Origin of the sequence: Bradyrhizobium sp. LHD-71 (assembly GCF_031157255.1) — a bacterium.
GTDB lineage: Bacteria > Pseudomonadota > Alphaproteobacteria > Rhizobiales > Xanthobacteraceae > P52-10.
In genome coordinates, this window is the sequence record NZ_JAVIFX010000022.1 from 99,545 (window position 1) to 116,066 (window position 16,522).

General features: G+C 65.3%; 12 protein-coding genes. 6 read left to right on the forward strand and 6 right to left on the reverse strand.

The window, feature by feature from the left end:
- Positions 1-91 precede the first annotated feature (91 nt).
- The 4 genes from RCO31_RS23340 (at position 92) to RCO31_RS23355 (ending at position 5,767) form a co-directional block, all read left to right on the forward strand.
- A complete protein-coding gene (locus RCO31_RS23340) occupies positions 92-1,579 on the forward strand; it encodes a D-alanyl-D-alanine carboxypeptidase family protein (RefSeq protein ID WP_308970908.1) in 1,488 nt (495 codons plus the stop codon).
- Between the two features lie 206 nt (positions 1,580-1,785).
- Complete coding sequence (locus tag RCO31_RS23345; RefSeq protein ID WP_308970945.1) at positions 1,786-3,477, forward strand: long-chain fatty acid--CoA ligase; 1,692 nt, start codon at positions 1,786-1,788, stop codon at positions 3,475-3,477.
- Between the two features lie 164 nt (positions 3,478-3,641).
- Positions 3,642-5,144, forward strand: a complete 1,503-nt coding sequence (gene glpK, locus RCO31_RS23350; protein WP_308970909.1) for a glycerol kinase GlpK — start codon at positions 3,642-3,644, stop codon at positions 5,142-5,144.
- Positions 5,141-5,767, forward strand: coding sequence for a glutathione S-transferase family protein (locus RCO31_RS23355; protein WP_308970910.1), 627 nt, complete (start codon positions 5,141-5,143; stop codon positions 5,765-5,767). Before glpK ends, RCO31_RS23355 begins: the two co-directional genes overlap by 4 nt.
- A gap of 916 nt (positions 5,768-6,683) precedes the next feature.
- On the opposite strand, the gene RCO31_RS23360 is transcribed toward RCO31_RS23355, so the two are convergent.
- Positions 6,684-7,574, reverse strand: a complete 891-nt coding sequence (locus RCO31_RS23360) for a hypothetical protein (RefSeq protein ID WP_308970911.1) — start codon at positions 7,572-7,574, stop codon at positions 6,684-6,686.
- Positions 7,575-7,832: 258 nt separating this feature from the next.
- Positions 7,833-8,867: a trypsin-like peptidase domain-containing protein gene (locus RCO31_RS23365; protein WP_308970912.1), complete on the reverse strand. Its 1,035-nt coding sequence runs from the start codon at positions 8,865-8,867 to the stop codon at positions 7,833-7,835.
- A 21-nt stretch (positions 8,868-8,888) separates the two neighbouring features.
- Between RCO31_RS23365 and RCO31_RS23370 the strand changes: the two genes are divergently transcribed.
- Positions 8,889-9,095 carry a hypothetical protein gene (locus tag RCO31_RS23370; RefSeq protein WP_308970913.1) on the forward strand — a complete coding sequence of 69 codons (207 nt, stop codon included), beginning with the start codon at positions 8,889-8,891 and terminating at the stop codon, positions 9,093-9,095.
- Between the two features lie 374 nt (positions 9,096-9,469).
- Positions 9,470-9,757 carry a GIY-YIG nuclease family protein gene (locus RCO31_RS23375; RefSeq protein WP_308970914.1) on the forward strand — a complete coding sequence of 96 codons (288 nt, stop codon included), beginning with the start codon at positions 9,470-9,472 and terminating at the stop codon, positions 9,755-9,757.
- 420 nt (positions 9,758-10,177) lie between these two features.
- On the opposite strand, the gene RCO31_RS23380 is transcribed toward RCO31_RS23375, so the two are convergent.
- From RCO31_RS23380 to RCO31_RS23395, 4 genes are all read right to left on the reverse strand, one after another.
- On the reverse strand, positions 10,178-12,430 hold the full coding sequence (locus tag RCO31_RS23380) for a xanthine dehydrogenase family protein molybdopterin-binding subunit (protein ID WP_308970915.1): 2,253 nt from the start codon (positions 12,428-12,430) through the stop codon (positions 10,178-10,180).
- Positions 12,427-12,909 carry a 2Fe-2S iron-sulfur cluster-binding protein gene (locus tag RCO31_RS23385; protein WP_308970916.1) on the reverse strand — a complete coding sequence of 161 codons (483 nt, stop codon included), beginning with the start codon at positions 12,907-12,909 and terminating at the stop codon, positions 12,427-12,429. The genes RCO31_RS23380 and RCO31_RS23385 overlap by 4 nt, the downstream gene beginning before the upstream one ends.
- Before the next feature lie 203 nt (positions 12,910-13,112).
- Positions 13,113-13,973, reverse strand: a complete 861-nt coding sequence (locus tag RCO31_RS23390; protein WP_308970946.1) for a xanthine dehydrogenase family protein subunit M — start codon at positions 13,971-13,973, stop codon at positions 13,113-13,115.
- A gap of 270 nt (positions 13,974-14,243) precedes the next feature.
- Positions 14,244-16,472: a P-loop NTPase fold protein gene (locus RCO31_RS23395; protein WP_308970917.1), complete on the reverse strand. Its 2,229-nt coding sequence runs from the start codon at positions 16,470-16,472 to the stop codon at positions 14,244-14,246.
- Between the last annotated feature and the right edge of the window lie 50 nt (positions 16,473-16,522).

Genomic DNA, 16,522 nt, shown 5'->3' on the forward strand with positions numbered 1-16,522 from the left:
GTAAAGCCCGTCCGCTTGCAAACTACCAAGAGCAACTTTCGCGAAGGTCGGCATCTTACGTGGATGCGCCTTCAGGACCGGAACCGGACTCGTGCATCACTTGCCAGCATCCCATCGCTTCTCATCGTTTCGCTTTGTCGCACTCGCCGTCATCGCCTGTGCTGCCGTCGTCGCGCTTGCGCAGCCGGCGCGGTCTGAAGCGCTGATCGTCGTCGAGGCGGATTCGGGACGGGTGATCTACCAGGAGAACGCGACCTACCCCTGGCATCCTGCTTCCGTCACCAAGCTGATGACGATGTATGTGGCGCTGAAGGCGGTGAAGGAAGGCCGCATGCAGCTCGACACGCTGCTGACCGTCTCGCCGACCGCCGCCGCGCAGGCTCCGTCGAAGATGGGCTTCAAGGCCGGCACCACCGTCACGCTGGAAAACGCGCTGGCGATGATGATGGTCAAGTCCGCAAACGACATGGCGGTGGTGATCGCCGAGGGCGTCGGCGGTTCGATCGAGAAGTTCGCCGACGAGATGAACAGGACCGCGTTGCGGCTCGGCATGACGCAGACGACCTACGTCAATCCGAACGGACTGCCGGCCGACGCTCAGATCACCTCGGCGCGCGACATGGCGATGCTTGCGCGCGCCATCATTCGCGATTTGCCTGAGTATGAGTATTTCGCGCAGATCCCGGCGATCAAGTTCGGCCGGCGGGTGACGCGCAATTTCAACAGCCTGATCGGCCGCTACCCCGGCGCCGACGGGATGAAGACCGGCTTCATCTGCGCCTCCGGCTTCAACCTCGTCGCCTCGGCGACCCGCAACGGCAAGCGCATGATCGCCGTCGTGCTGGGTGCGCCGTCCTCGCCGGTGCGCGCCGCGAAGGCCGCCCAGCTGCTCGAGCGCGGCTTCAGCAAGACCTCGGGCCTGTCATGGCTGACGCCGTCACACGGCACGCTCGCCTCGATGGAGCCGGTGCTGGCAGACCCGCCGAACCTGCGCGACGACATGTGCGGGCCGAAACGCAAGCGGCCGGGCATCCAGTCCGACGACGATCACGTCGAGATCGCAGCCGGCACCAACGGAACGAGCGAGAACGGCGACGGCAACTTCTCGCTGTTCTCGGCCGGGGCGTCAGCCTCGCTGAAGCCGTCGGAGATGCTGGCGCTGCCGGCGGCCGCCGCCGAGCCGATGGTCGTCTATACCGGTCCGAAGCGTTCGGGCGCAGCGCTGGTCGCAGCCGTTGCCGCCGACGAAGCGAGCCAGACGCCGCCCGCCAAGAAGGGCAAGAAGAAAGGCGTCACCGCGAAGATCGCCGTCAAGCCCGATGCTGCGGGCGCCAAGCCGGACGCTAAGCCTGCGGCCAAGTCGGCGACACCGAGCAAGCCGGCCGCGCAGAAGCAGGCTGCAAAGAACCCGGCCGAACCGAAGCCGGTGCAGGCCAAGGGCACCAAGGAAACCGTCAAGGATGCCGCGAAGGGCGGCGCCAAGGCGGAAGCAAAAGCGAGCGCCGCTGCCAAGCCCGCCGCCGCGGCCGCTCCTGCCGCAGCCAAGCCGAAGCCTGCGGCGAAGGACGCGAAGAACTGAGCCGGCGGCGCGTCGCCACTGCCGGTGTGCGGCGCGGCAGCAAGGCCGCTTGCCACATTCATCGCCATTCTCGATACTGCTGAGCAAGCATACGAGCCCCGGCCGGTGGTCGACGAAGGGGCCTGGCCGTCACGCGTGCATGGTCCCGAAACATCGGAGCCACAGATCATGCGCAGGACTCGAGAGGGAGACACATGACCCAAGGTATGGACCGCATCTGGCTCAAGAAGTATCCGGCCGGCGTGCCCGCCGACATCGATCCGACGCAATATGCGTCGCTGCCCGACCTGCTCGAGGAAAGCTTCAGGACGTACGCCGACCGCAAGGCGTTCATCTGCATGGACAAGGCGATCACCTTCCGTGAGCTCGACGAGATGTCTCTCGCGCTCGGCGCCTACCTGCAGAGCAAGGGCCTGGCGAAAGGCGCGCGCGTCGCCATCATGCTGCCGAACATCCTGCAGAACCCGGTCGCGTCGGCAGCCGTCCTGCGCGCCGGCTACACCGTGGTCAACGTCAACCCGCTCTACACCCCGCGCGAGCTCGAGCACCAGCTCAAGGACTCCGGCGCCGAAGCCATCATCATCGTCGAGAACTTCGCCACCACGCTGCAGCAGGTGATCGGCAAGACGCAGATCAAGCACGTCATCCTCGCCACCATGGGCGACCTGCTCGGCTTCAAGGGCATGATCGTCAATTTCGTGGTGCGGCGGGTCAAGAAGATGGTGCCTGCCTTCTCGCTGCCGCAGGCGGTGCCGTTCAACACCGCGCTTTTGCAAGGGCGCGGCATGACGCTGAAGAAGCCCATGCTGACCGGCGACGACGTCGCGTTCCTGCAGTACACCGGCGGCACCACCGGCGTGTCGAAGGGCGCAACGCTGCTCCACCGCAACATCATCGCCAACGTGCTGCAGAACGATGCGTGGCTGCAGCCGGCGCTGGAGGGCAAGCCGAAGGACGAGCAGATCATGATCGTCTGCGCGCTGCCGCTCTACCACATCTTCGCGCTCACCGCCTGCTTCCTGCTGGCGATGCGCGCCGGCGGCTGCAACCTCTTGATCCCGAACCCGCGCGACATCCCGGCGTTCATCAAGGAGCTGAAGAAGTACCAGGTCGGCAGCTTCCCCGCAGTCAACACGCTCTACAACGCGCTGATGCAGCACCCCGAATTCAAGGACATCGACTTCTCCAAGCTCGTTGCCGCGAACGGCGGCGGCATGGCGGTGCAGAAGGCCGTCGCCGAGAACTGGATGAAGCTCACCGGCGCACCGATCATCGAAGGCTACGGCCTGTCGGAGACCTCGCCGGTGCTGACCTGCAATCCGGGCAACTCGCGCGAATATACCGGCTCGATCGGCATTCCCCTGCCCTCGACCTACATCTCCATCCGCGACGACGACGGCAAGGAAGTGCCGCTCGGCCAGCCGGGCGAGATCTGCGCCAAGGGCCCGCAGGTGATGGCGGGCTACTGGAACCGGCCGGAGGAGACCGCGCAGGTGACGACCGCCGACGGCTTCTTCCGCACCGGCGACATCGGCGTGATGGCGCCGGACGGCTTCGTCAGGATCGTCGATCGCAAGAAGGACATGATCATCGTCTCCGGCTTCAACGTCTATCCGAACGAAGTCGAAGACGTGATCGCAAGCCACCCGGGCGTGCTCGAATGCGCGGTGATCGGCGTGCCGGATGCGAAATCGACGGAGGCAGTGAAGGCGTTCATCGTCAAGAAGGACCCGAACCTCACCGCCGACGACGTCATCAAGTTCGCCGGCACGCAGCTCACGAACTACAAGGTGCCGAAGCACATCGAATTCCGCACCGAGCTGCCGAAGACCAACGTCGGCAAGATCCTCCGCCGCGCCCTGCGCGACGAGAAGAAGGAAGCGCAGCAGGCGGCGTGACCCCGTCATTGCGACATCACCGTCATTGCGAGCCGCGAAGCGGCGCGGCAATCCAGCGCGGCATTTGCAGCAGCCTCAGCACTGGATTGCTTCGCTTCGCTCGCAATGACGGCGTGGGCCCTGCCTCGCACATCAACGTCAAGTGAGTTCGCTGAGATCTGTCCATGCCATTCGTCCTCGCTATCGATCAGGGCACCACGTCATCGCGGGCGATCGTGTTTCGCGACGACATCTCGATCGCGGCCGTCGCCCAGCAGGAGTTTCCGCAGCACTTCCCGGCATCGGGCTGGGTCGAGCACGAGCCGGAGGACATCTGGACCTCGACGCTCGCCACCTGCCGCGAGGCGCTGCGCCGGGCCCGGGCGAGCGCCGCCGACATCGCCGCGATCGGCATCACCAACCAGCGCGAGACGACGCTGGTGTGGGACCGCACCACCGGCACCGCCGTGCACCGCGCCATCGTCTGGCAGGACCGGCGCACGGCCGACATCTGCGCAAGGCTGAAGGCGGACGGCCATGAGGGCGCAATCTCGGCGCGCAGCGGGTTGATCATCGATCCGTATTTCTCCGGCACCAAGGTCGCCTGGATCCTCGACCACGTGCCGGGCGCACGCGCCCGCGCCGAGCGCGGCGAATTGATGTTCGGCACCGTCGACACGTACCTCGTCTGGCGGCTCACCGGCGGCAAGGTGCACGTCACCGACGCCACCAATGCCTCGCGCACGCTGCTGTTCAACATCCACACCGGCGACTGGGACGACGAGCTGTTGAAGATCCTGCGCGTGCCGCGCGTAATGCTGCCGGAAGTGAAGGACTCGGCCGCGCTGTTCGGCGAAACCGGGCTGTTCGGCGGATCGATCGCGATCCGCGGCATCGCCGGCGACCAGCAGGCGGCGACCATCGGCCAGGCCTGCTTCACGCCCGGCATGATGAAATCGACCTACGGCACCGGCTGCTTCGCGCTGCTCAACACCGGCGCCAAGCCCGTCGTCTCGAACAACAAGCTGCTTACCACCGTCGCCTATCAGCTCGACGGAAAGCGCACCTACGCGCTCGAAGGCTCGATCTTCGTCGCCGGCTCCGCGGTGCAGTGGCTGCGCGACGGCCTCGGCCTGATCCGCCAGGCGTCGGAGACCGGACCGCTCGCGGAAGCCGCCGACAGCGCCCAGGACGTCTACCTCGTGCCCGCCTTCGTCGGCCTCGGTGCGCCCTACTGGAATCCCGACGTGCGCGGCGCACTGTTCGGGCTCACGCGCAACACCGGCCCGAAGGAGCTTGCGAAGGCGGCGCTGGAGAGCGTGTGCTACCAGACCTACGACCTGTGGGCGGCGATGCGCGCGGACTGGCCGGACGGCGGCACCACGAGCCCGGTGCTGCGCGTCGACGGCGGCATGACCGCGTCGGACTGGACCATGCAGCGCCTCGCCGACCTGCTCGACGCGCCGGTGGATCGTCCCGAGATCCAGGAGACGACCGCGCTCGGCGCCGCCTACCTTGCGGGACTCAGCGCCGGCGTGTTTCCCGAGCCCGCGCGCTTCGCCGACAACTGGCGGCTGGAACGGCGCTTCCGGCCGGCGATGAGCGAGCCGACGCGCACGCGCAAACTGCAAGGCTGGCGCAAGGCCATTGCCGGGGTGCTGGCCAGCGATCCAAGGAGCACATCATGATCCTGATTGGCCAGTATGACTCACCGTTCGTCCGCCGTGTCGGCATTGCGCTTACGCTTTACGGATTCACCTTCGAGCACCGGCCGTGGTCGACGTTCGGCGACGCCGACAAGATCGCGCCCTTCAATCCGCTGCGCCGCGTGCCGACGCTGGTGCTCGACACTGACGAGGCGCTGATCGAGAGCACGGCGATTCTCGACTATCTCGATGAGCGCGTCGGCCCGGTGAAGGCGATGATCGCCGCCTCCGGCGATCCGCGGCGCAAGGCGCTGAAGATATGCGCGCTCGGCACCGGCCTCGCCGACAAGGCGGTGAGCCTGTTCTACGAACGCGCGCTGCACAAGGAGACCTCGCAGCAATGGAGCGAGCGCTGCCGCACGCAGATCGCCGACGTGCTCGATGTGCTGGAGAAAGCGCGGTCGGCGGTGACGACGCCCTACTGGTTCGGCACGACCATCGGCCACCCCGACATTGCGGTGGCCTGCGCGCTGCGCTTCATCCGCGAGGTACATCCGGATGCCTTCAGCGAGCAGCGGCTCCCCGCCCTTACCGCACACGCCACCCGATGCGAGGCGCTGCCCGCGTTTGTGGAGATCTCGCAGCCGTTCAACCCGCCGAGTTGAGGTGGGCACCGTCATTGCGAGCGAAGCGAAGCAATCCAGTCTGAGGTCGCGGCAACCGCAGACTGGATTGCTTCGTCGCTTTGCTCCTCGCAATGACGGAGTGTCTATTCAATTGTCAAACAGCCCAGCACGCGCGACTCATCGCCCCCTGTTCCTGTCCGGCCTGAGGCTTGCCGGTCGTCTTGTGCCTTCCCTTGCCCGAAAGGGCTGTGCGGAACGCAAGGGCGTTTCACCGCGCCTGCGGCGCCATGTGCTCTTGGCAAGCACATGGCAAAAACAAATGCCACGGAGGCAGCTCAACGCCTGCGCTCCGCACGCGATGGTTCTTGCACGGCTTGCTGCATGTCCCCAGGCCTCGCCACTTTCGCTGGCTTCGCCCGGTTCGTGCGAACTGTCGCCCGGACATGCACTTGGACCGTCCGTCCGTCGTACCGGCGTCTTGTCACCTCAGGCATCACACGGATTTCTCCGGCGCTTTCCAAGGCCCGGCATCGTAACGGCCACCGCATCCCGCTCCGCATCGATAAGACGACCGCGACGCGCCCTTCCGTTGGAGCGGGACGGGTGCATCGTATTGCGGATAGGAATGAAGGCAAGAATAATTTCGGAAAAAACGAATTGCCTGTGAGCATCCTGTTCACAACGTGCACAGGTGAATGGCGAGGACTGGGCATCCTCCGTCATTGCGAGCGCAGCGAAGCAATCCAGTCTGAGCCTGACGCAACCGCTGTACTGGATTGCTTCGTCGCTTCGCTCCTCGCAAATGACGGCGGTGGGTTTCGCGGCAATCGCCGAGCTGGATTGCCGCGTCGCCATAGGCGAGCGAAGCGACGCCGTTCTTCGAACGGCTATGCCTCGCAATGACGAGCTGTGTCGCTGCGCGTTGCCCCGGCGGAGCCGGGCTACGCTCTTCGCGTTACGGCAGCGTCGCCGGCGGACGGGGCGATGAGGGGATGTAGGGCTGGCCCGGCGAATAGGTGGATGACGGCGGGGGCGGCATCAGCGGTTGCGGCCGGGCGACGGCTTGCGGCGGCGGTGGTGGCGGCGCCGGGCTGCGCGTCGGTTGAGCGGCCGGACGCGGGGTGGGCGTAGGCGCCGCGGTCCTGCGGCGCGTCTCCTGCTCGCCGATCTTTTCCACGGCCTTGGCGAGCTCGCGGCCCATCTGCTGCTGGCTCGTCTTCAGCTCCTCGATCGTCTCGCGCAGGGAGACGATCTCGCGCGACATGCCTTCGATAGCCGGCGTCAGGTCAGGCGGCGGCGCGGCGGCCTGCACGGGCGCGGCACTCTCTGCCGGCGCGGATGCTGCCGGCGGAGCGGCCGCGGCGGTATCGGTGGCCGCGGCTGCCTGTTCAGGCGCGGCCGCCTCTTCTGTGGCTTCAGCGGGCGCAGTGCCGGCCTGTTCGCTCACGGTCTCGCTCGGCGTTTCCACCGGCAGGATCGCAGCGAGCTGCGGCACCTGGGTGACGAGCCACCGCCGCGCCGCCTCGCCATAGGACTGCCAGCCGACGGTCACGGCAACGCCGAAGCACACGGTCAGCAGGAAGCGCAGGAAACGGTTGCCGCGGCGCGGCCCGGCGGCGGGCGCCTTCAGCGTGCGATTGTCGTTCGACCGCGCCGGGCGCAGCTCCGGCTCAACTGCCGGCGCGGGCGCGGCCGCAGCCGGGCGATCGGCGCGATCGACGCGCAGCTCCGACGGATCGAGCGTCGGCCGCGAGGTGCCGTTGCGCAGGATGGCGACGATGTCGTCGTGCGGATCAGTGTGCGGACTCACCTGCGGATTAAGCTGTTGAGCCGGTGTGGGCTGCATTTTTGGCGCTCCGACGGTTGGCCTGGCGCGGTAAAAAACTACGAATCCTTCCGCGGATATCTGCATAAAAAGGGTCACCGCCCTTTGGCCGCAGCAAGGCAGTATGGTGGAAACTGTAAGGCTTTGGAACCCGCTCCGCCCTTCGGGCTACGCAGAACCGCAGCCCGGGCGAGCGAAGCGACCCCGGGTCTGACTCTCCACCGAGCGTCCCCGCATGTCGCTTCGCTCATGCGGGCTACGGGCCTCGCCCGCAATGCCTTACGCCGCCTGCTTGCGCTCCTGCGGGTGGATGGTCATTGCGCGGACGCGGCCGAGGCGCAGGATCTCGAGCTCGAGGGTGCGGTTGATGCGGTCGCGGTCGAGCAGACGGATCAGGTCGTCGACGCCGTTGACCGCGACGCCGTCGAGGCTGATCACCACGTCGCCCGGCAACAGGCCCGCCTGTGACGCCGGGCCGTTCGGCTCGAGCTGCATCAGAAGCGCGCCCTGCTTGTTGGCGATGCCGGCCGTCACCGCATGCCGGCGCGGGACCGGTGCGGTCTGGGCTGCGACGCCGATATAGGCGCGGCGGACATAGCCGTGGCGGATGATCTCCGACAGCACGAACTGCGCGGTGTTGCTGGCGACCGCAAAGCAGATGCCCTGGGCGCCGTTGATGATCGCGGTGTTGATGCCGATCACCTGCCCTGCGGACGACACCAGCGGCCCGCCGGAATTGCCCGGGTTCAGCGCCGCATCGGTCTGGATCACGTCTTCGATCATGCGGCCGCTCACGGCGCGGATCGAGCGGCCGAGCGCCGACACGACGCCGGTGGTCACCGTCGATTCGAAGCCGAGCGGATTGCCGATCGCGACCACGAGCTGGCCGCGCTTCAGCGTCTTCGAATTGCCGAGCGAGGCGTAGCTGAGGTCACGCACAGAGTCCGCGCGCAGCAGCGCCAGGTCGGTGTCGGGATCGGTGCCGAGAATGCGCGCGTCGGTGACGAAGCCCTCGTTGCTGCGCAGCCGGATCTCCTTCGATTTGCCGACCACGTGGCTGTTGGTCAGCACCAATCCATCGGGCGAGATGACGATGCCCGAGCCAAGCCCGCCGCGCTCGCGCCCGTTATTACCGCGGGAGCCGGTCTCGACCCGCACCACAGCCGGCCCAACGCGCTCGGTGACATCGATCACGGCGCGCGAATAGGCATCAAGCAACGCGGCGTCGCTCGAAGGCGGCATATCAGCGGCCTGCGGCCGGCTGACGTCGTCGGATGAATTGTCGTTGAAGGTATCGCTGGTGAAATCAAGCATGGGGGACCTCGGGCGTCACATATGGTGGCCGAGGCACGGGGTGGCAAGGAGGGGTGGGTGGCGGTGCAAGGCGGTTACCCAGCCGTCATTGCGAGCCATAGCCGTTCGGAGAACGGCGTCGCTTCGCTCGCCTATGGCGGCGCGGCAATCCAGTCTGAACCGGACGCGGATGCCGCGTTTTTTTTGCGCGCTTCGCGCGGCTGGATTGCTTCGCTACGCTCGCAATGACGGTGGGGGTTGCGCATGGAGAACAACCTAACCGTCATTGCGAGCCGCGAAGCGGCGCGGCAATCCAGGCTGAGCCAAACGCGGACGCTGCGCTTTTTGCGCGCTTCGCGCGGCTGGATTGCTTCGCTACGCTCGCAATGACGGTGGGGGTTGCGCATGGAGACGGACGCCACCGTCATTGCGAGCCATCGCCGTTCGGAGAACGGCGTCGCTTCGCTCGCCTATGGCGGCGCGGCAATCCAGGCTGAGCCAAACGCGGATGCCGCGCTTTTTTGCGCGCTCCGCGCGGCTGGATTGCTTCGCTACGCTCGCAATGACGGAGTGTGCTAAGCTGCCGAAGTCTTGCAAACGCGCTGAATGTGTTGCGAACGACAATGAAAGAACCCTGCGTGTACATCGTGGCGAGCCGACGCAACGGGACGCTGTACACGGGCGTTACGGCTGACCTGCCGGCGCGGGCCTTCCAGCACCGCGAGGGAAAGATCAAAGGGTTCTCGGCAAAGTACGGCTGCAAGATGCTCGTCTGGTACGAGCTGCATGAGGACATGATCGCCGCGATCACGCGAGAAAAGCAGATCAAGGCCGGCAGCCGCGCCAGCAAGCTGGCGTTGATCGAAAGCTTGAATCCGGACTGGAACGACCTCTACGAGACACTGATTTAGCGTCATTGCGAGGAGCAAAGCGACGCGGCAATCCAGGCTGAGCCGGACGCGAATGCCGCTTTTTTTGCGCGCTTCGCGCGGCTGGATTGCTTCGCTCCGCTCGCAATGACGATTGGGGGTTGCGCACTGAGACGGCCCCCGCCGTCATTGCGAGCCGCGTAGCGGCGCGGCAATCCAGAACGGCCGCGGCCGAACATGCGGCCGCCTCAGTCTGGATTGCTTCGCTTCGCTCGCAATGACGGTTGGGGGTTGCTCACAGAGAACAACCCGACCGTCATTGCGAGCAGCGGAGCGACGAAGCAATCCAGTCTGAGCCAGACGTGGATGCCGCGCTTTTTGCGCGCTTCGCGCGGCTGGATTGCTTCGCTTCGCTCGCAATGACGCTCGGGGCACGCGCGCAGCGCGCCCCTGGGCGCCCCCTCACTCCGCCGCTTGTGCGACTTCCAGGGCTTCGAGAACCTTGGGCGGGGACATCGGCAGGGCGTAGAAGCGTTTGCCCAGCGCGTTGTGGACGGCGTTGGCGACTGCGGCCATCACCGGGACCAACGGCACTTCGCCGACGCCTTTGACGCCTTGCGGGTGCTTCGGGTTTGGCACTTCGACGAGGATGGTGTCGATCATCGGCAGGTCGGAGCAGACCGGCATGCGGTAGTCGAGGAAGCCCGGGTTATCGACCTTGCCGTCCTTGTTGTAGATGTATTCCTCGCTGAGCGCCCAGCCGATGCCCTGGCCGACGCCGCCCTGGAGCTGGCCTTCGACGTAACCCGGATGCACGGCGCGGCCGACATCCTGCACGGCGGTGTAGCGGACGACGCGGACGATGCCGAGGTCGACGTCGACCTCCACGTCGCAGACGTGCGTGCCGAAGCCGCCTTCCGCGCCCTGGGTGTTGAGCTGGACGCTGGCGCCCACCGGCCCGCCCAGCGCCGGCGCCTTGTCGGCGAGCTCCTTCAGGGTGAGCGGCGGGAATTTGCCGGCGTTGGCGCCGGCCGGCCGCGCTGCGCCCTCCTCCCAGGTGACCGCCTCCGGATCGATCTCCCAGATCTTCGCCGCGCGCTTGCAGAGCGTTGCGATGACCTGCTCGGTCGCCTGCGTCACCACCATGGCGGAGGCGAACAGCACGCGGCTGCCGCCGGTCAGGTTGGAGAAGCCGACGGTCTGCGTGTCGCCGATGATCACCGAGACGCGGCGATAATCGATGCCCAGCAGTTCGGCGCAGACGTTTGCAATCGCGGCACGCGAGCCGCCGATATCCGGATGGCCGGTGGTGACCACCACGTTGCCGTCCTCGGTGATGTTGACCTGCGCGCTGGATTCGCCCCCGGCGTTGAACCAGAAGCCCGAGGCGACGCCGCGGCCCTGCAGCTTGCCGAGCGGCGCCTTATAGTGCTCGCTGTTCATGGCCGCTTCCACCGTCTCGACGTAGCCGATGCGCGGATAGACCGGGCCATGCGACGCCTTGGTCCCCTCTTTCGCCGCGTTCTTCAGCCGCAGCGCCAGGGGATCGATCTTCAGCGCCTCGGCGAGCTCATCGAGCACGCACTCGACGGCGAAGGCGCCGATCGGCGCGCCGGGCGCGCGATAGGCCGCGACCTTCGAGCGGTTCGACAGCACGTCGTAACCGATCGAGAGGACGTGCGGGATGTCGTAGGGCGAGAACGAGCAGCCGGCAGCGCCGCGAATCGGCGAGCCCGGAAACGCGCCGGCCTGCAGATAGAACGTGCCTTGCGCGGCGACGATCTTACCGTCTTTCGTGGCGCCGATCTTCACCGTGCTGGTCGAGGCCGAGGTCGGCCCCGTGGCCCGCATCACCTCCTCGCGGGTCATCACCATCTTCACCGGACGGCCGGATTTCTTGGCGAGCATCGTCGCCAGCGGCTCCAGATAGACGATGGTCTTGCCGCCGAAGCCGCCGCCGATCTCGGCGGGAATCGCGCGGATGTCGCTCTGCGGGATGCCGGTGAGCAGCGACGTCATCGCCCGCACCATGAACTGGCCCTGGCTCGAGCTCCAGATTGTGGTCTTGCCGTCGGCGCCGACGCCGATCAGGCAGGCATGCGGCTCGATGTAGCCCTGGTGCACCGCGCGCGTGGTGAAGGTGCGCTCGACCACGACCTCGGCCCTGGCGAAGCCCTCGGCGACGTCGCCCTTCTTCAGCTCCATCTTGCCGGCGATGTTCGACGGCTTGCCCTCAAAGGTGTTGAACTCGTGCAGGATCGGTGCATCCGGCTTGATCGCGTCCTCGATCTCGATCGACCACGGCAGCACCTCGTAATCCACCTCGATCAGCTCGCAGGCTTTCGCGGCGATCGCCTCGCTGGTGGCGGCGACGGCGGCGACCGGGTGGCCGGGAAACAGCGCCTTCTCGCGCGCCATCACGTTGCGGCACATCCAGCGCATGTCCTGGATGCCGAGCATCACCGACTTGTCGACCGGAAACTCGACGATGTCTTTCGCGGTGACCACCGCCTTCACGCCCGGCAGCGCTTCCGCCTTCGAGGTGTCGATGCCGCGGATGCGCGCGTGCGGATGCGGCGAGCGCAGCACCTTGCCCCAGATCATGCCGGGCATGGTGGTGTCGGCGGCGAACGCCGCGCGGCCGGTGACCTTGTCGACGCCATCCGGGCGAATGGTGCTCTGGCCGATCCACTTGTTGTTGGTGACGACGTTCATTGTGCTGCCTCCCGCATTTCTGCCGCGGTTTCCATCACAGCGCGGACAATCTTGTCGTAGCCGGTGCACCGGCAGAGATTGCCGGCGAGCCAGAAGCGGACCTCTTCCTCGGTGGGGTTCGGATTCCTGCGCAGCAGCGCGTCGGATGCGACCAGCATGCCGGAGGTGCAGATGCCGCACTGGAGCGCGGCCTGCTCCAGAAACTTCTGCTGCAGCGGATGCAGCTTCTCGCCCTGGGCCATGCCTTCGATGGTGCGCAGCTCGTGGCCATCCGCTTCCGCGGCGAGCATCAGGCAGGAGCAGACGAGCTGATCGTCGACCGTGATGCTGCAGGCGCCGCAATCGCCGGAGGCGCAGCCTTCCTTGGAGCCGGTGAGCCCCAGGGGACCACGCAGCGCATCGAGCATGGTGTCGTTCGGCTCGCAGAGGAATTCCATCGGCTCGCCGTTGATGGTGGTAGAGACGTGCAGTTTTGCCATGAGCTATTGCACCACAATTCGGAGTTGATTCGGAGTCGTCATTGCGAGCGAAGCGAAGCAATCCAGCCGCGCGCCGGCAGGCGCGCCAAAGAAACACTGAATCGCCGCAACGTCCGCGCTTTTTCGTTTGCGCGCTTCGCGCGCGCTGGATTGCTTCGTCGCTGCGCTTCTCGCAATGACGGCGCGTTGGGATGAGGACATCATCACCGCTCCTGCGCGCGCTTGGCGGCAATGGCGGTCGCGCGCCTGAGCAGCACGCCGGCGACTTTCGTGCGGTAGACGATGGTGCCGCGCTTGTCGTCGATCGGACGGCAGGCGGCGCTGCAGGCGCGCGCCGCAGCTTCGAGCGCTTTCTCATCCAGCTTCGAGCCGATCAGCGCCTTGGCCGCGGCCTCCACCAGCAGCACGGTGGGCGCGACGGCGCCGAGCCCGACGCGGGCATCGGTGCAGACGCCGCCCTTCATCGTCAGGTTGACGCCGCAGCCGACGACGGCGATGTCCATCTCCGTGCGCGGGATCATGCGCAGGTAAGCATCGGATGCGCCCTTCGGACGCGGCAGCAGCGTGAAGGCGACGACGATCTCGCCGGGCTTGAGGTTTGTGCGGCCGGGGCCGGCGGGCACCTCCTCCACCTTCAGCTCGCGGCGGCCTTGCGGGCCGGCGACGGTGACGACGGCGCCGGCAGCGACGAGGGCCGGCACGCTGTCGCCGGCGGGCGAGGCGTTGCAGAGGTTGCCGCCCGCGGACGCGCGGCCCTGCACCTGCTTGGAGCCGATCAGATTGATCGCCTCGAGCACACCGGGCCAGACCTTGCCGAAGCGCGGATGGTCGTGCAGCGCCATGCCGGAGACCGCGGCGCCGACACGAAAGCCGCCGTCCTTGGTTTCCTCGATCGCCGTCATTTCGCCGATCTTCTTGATATCGACGATCAGCCCCGGCTTCACCGCGCCGGAGCGCATCTGCACCAATAGATCCGTACCGCCAGCCAGAATGCGCGCGGCACTCCCGGCCGCGGCATAGGCGCCGATCGCCTCATCGAGGGTGCGCGGGGCAACGTATTGGATATCGGACATTATGAACGTGTTTCCCGTGGTGTTTCCTGCGGCCTGCGACGGCCCGTCGTTTCGCGGGGCGGACCATTGCATCCGCAGGCTTTCCACAAGGCTACACGGAGACGATGACGATTGGAACGGGTCTAAGGGGGCGGCGGGTATGAGGGATTTCGGGGGGTGAAGAGGGGCAAAGAAAGGACGCGTTTGGTCGCTCGCCAGCAGCCGTCGAGAAGGAGCCCGCAGCCACGCGCCGAAGAGGACCTTGAATCCCAATCGGACTCGCTATGCTCGGCCTGGGTTTTCGTCATGGCGCTTCCACGCGTCTAGAAATTCCTGGACCGCTTGTTGATCCGCCGCAGGCAGACCCCCCGTGGTGGCAAGTTCTTTTACTCGCGCGCGAAGGCGTTCTTTATCCATCACCTCGCCGAGCGACTGCACGCTCGCGCGAGTGTTGCGCTTGGCCACCGCATCGCCGAGACCACTGAATCCCACACTTTGCGACCATGAATAGAATGTGAACGCCTTGGCAAAACGCACCACCATCGCGTCATCAGAAAGCTGAGCCGTCGCCCATTCTTTGACCTCCCGCCCATCATCTTCCGCCAAATCGCGCCAGCGATACATTAGATACGGAAGTTGTCCGTTGTCCGCCAAATGCCCGGCCGCGGCTGCCACTCGAATGCGCTCCAGCGATCGCTTGCGAAGTTCCAACGCATCCGCCTCTGTCGTCAGACACTGCTCTTCACGCTCTGGCGGATTTCCCGGGCGCGGGTAGTAGTCGCGATATGCGTCCTCCGCGAGACCGACAAACCAGGCCAGCGACGCTGATCGGCATGCGGCGACAAGCATGGCCGATCGTGACGGCAGATCGAACCGCTCAAGAATAAGTCGTCGAAGAACCCAGTGGATGCGAACGTTATTGCTTGCAAGTTTGAAGGCCTTATCGCTGTCACTTTCCACATCCAGTTCGTCACCTATTTCGAACAGCGCGGCCAAAACCGAGCTAACGTGTTCCTCCAACACGCTATCGGCATGGAGATTAAGTTCCTCCAAAAGCAATGCCGCTCGCGTCGTTCCGTCCGACCGAACTTCTTGAAGCGCGTCCCGCAGTTTCGATTTGATAAATTCGCGATCACCGGCGCGGTTGATTAACTCACCGATTTCATCCCGAGGAACCGCCTCTTCACCCAACGCGAATCGAAAGTAGCTGTCGAAATGGGTCTCCGAACACACTTGGCGCCCGCGCGCCCATTCACGATCGCTGGAGTAGTGCATATTGGACCAAACACTATCGAGTAACGGAAAAATCCGGCGAAGGGCGCGGCGCATCGCGGGCCTCTGCGGCTCAGCGATCGATCCTAGCAATTCACGGTCATACTCGGCTGACTCGCTCGACTTGGCATCCGCCGTGAGATCACGACCGGTACCGCAGAGCAGTTTTTTGGTGCGGCGCAATGCGCGGTAGATCTCCGGACGCAAAACGCGAAGCGTCTCAATAGCAATGAAGTCAGCGGTGTTTAGCTCGTGGCCAATCGCCGGCCACGATACCGATAGGGCGTTCATCACCCTCAAAAGATCGCGCGGTGTTTTCACCAACGGCGCTATCACACCATAAACGATGTTCATAAAGCGGACGCCATCATCATCGATTGGCTCGCCGCACAGGGCGTCGATCTTTTCCAACAGTTGGCGTGTAAGATCGCCCTGCCGCGGTTCCGGGATATCGAAGCCTGCCTGGATGATCTTTTCCAGGTAATGCGCACCCTCCGAGGGATACCGCTCAGCTACGATCGCGTCGGCAAGTTGGCGGTCAAAGACCATCAAATAAACCACATTGGGTAACCGTCCCACAGACTTCACCAGCCGAAAGATCAGCAGCGCTTCATCCGGCGCGAGGCGGTCGATGTCATCGATCACGATGAGAAAGCGCTTCGTTTGCTCGCTGAGCGCCTTGATGAGATCGGCGTGCAGCCTCTCGATGGTCTCCTCCTGCGGAATCAGATCGGACAACCAGTTCATCGCACCAGCCGCCACCGACCCGAGTCCGAGCCCACCGACAGCATCAATACCGGGGCCGACCACGCTACCGGCGCGCATCAACCGTGCGCCTAGTTTCGGCAGCACGCTTGTAAAGCGTTCACCCAAGGTGGGTCCAAGCCCCGCATACAGTTCGCGAAAGAAGGCGAGCGTTAATGCCTCTTCGCCGCGAAACCACCAGCACGCGAAGTTCACGACTCCGATCTCCCCCGCCTCGACGCGCCCGTTAAGATGGTGCAGGATAAGATTCACGGCGCTGCTCTTACCCGAACCCCATGGCCCGTTGAGCGCGATTACCGTTCCTTCGGGTGATCGAATGCCTAGGATGGCATTCGCGAGTGCTTGCGCGAAGGGATCAAGACCAAAGCAATCTGCAGACGGTTCGGTAATGGGCTTGTCGTTGAAGTTCGCAGATTCCGGACTGGCCACCACCTTCTGTGCGAACATTTCTTTCAGCTTAAGTTCGGTGTTCATTATCCCACTTCTCGGCGCCGTGAAAATTACGGCCATTCTCAGCCGCTGGC

Coding starts and splice junctions, on each gene's coding strand:
- RCO31_RS23395 (WP_308970917.1), bottom strand. CDS start 16,472: ATGAACACCGAACTTAAGCTGAAAGAAATGTTCGCACAGAAGGTGGTG.
- RCO31_RS23370 (WP_308970913.1), top strand. CDS start 8,889: ATGGTGGCCGAGGCACGGGGTGGCAAGGAGGGGTGGGTGGCGGTGCAA.
- RCO31_RS23375 (WP_308970914.1), top strand. CDS start 9,470: ATGAAAGAACCCTGCGTGTACATCGTGGCGAGCCGACGCAACGGGACG.
- RCO31_RS23345 (WP_308970945.1), top strand. CDS start 1,786: ATGGACCGCATCTGGCTCAAGAAGTATCCGGCCGGCGTGCCCGCCGAC.
- RCO31_RS23380 (WP_308970915.1), bottom strand. CDS start 12,430: ATGAACGTCGTCACCAACAACAAGTGGATCGGCCAGAGCACCATTCGC.
- glpK (WP_308970909.1), top strand. CDS start 3,642: ATGCCATTCGTCCTCGCTATCGATCAGGGCACCACGTCATCGCGGGCG.
- RCO31_RS23365 (WP_308970912.1), bottom strand. CDS start 8,867: ATGCTTGATTTCACCAGCGATACCTTCAACGACAATTCATCCGACGAC.
- RCO31_RS23385 (WP_308970916.1), bottom strand. CDS start 12,909: ATGGCAAAACTGCACGTCTCTACCACCATCAACGGCGAGCCGATGGAA.
- RCO31_RS23360 (WP_308970911.1), bottom strand. CDS start 7,574: ATGCAGCCCACACCGGCTCAACAGCTTAATCCGCAGGTGAGTCCGCAC.
- RCO31_RS23355 (WP_308970910.1), top strand. CDS start 5,141: ATGATCCTGATTGGCCAGTATGACTCACCGTTCGTCCGCCGTGTCGGC.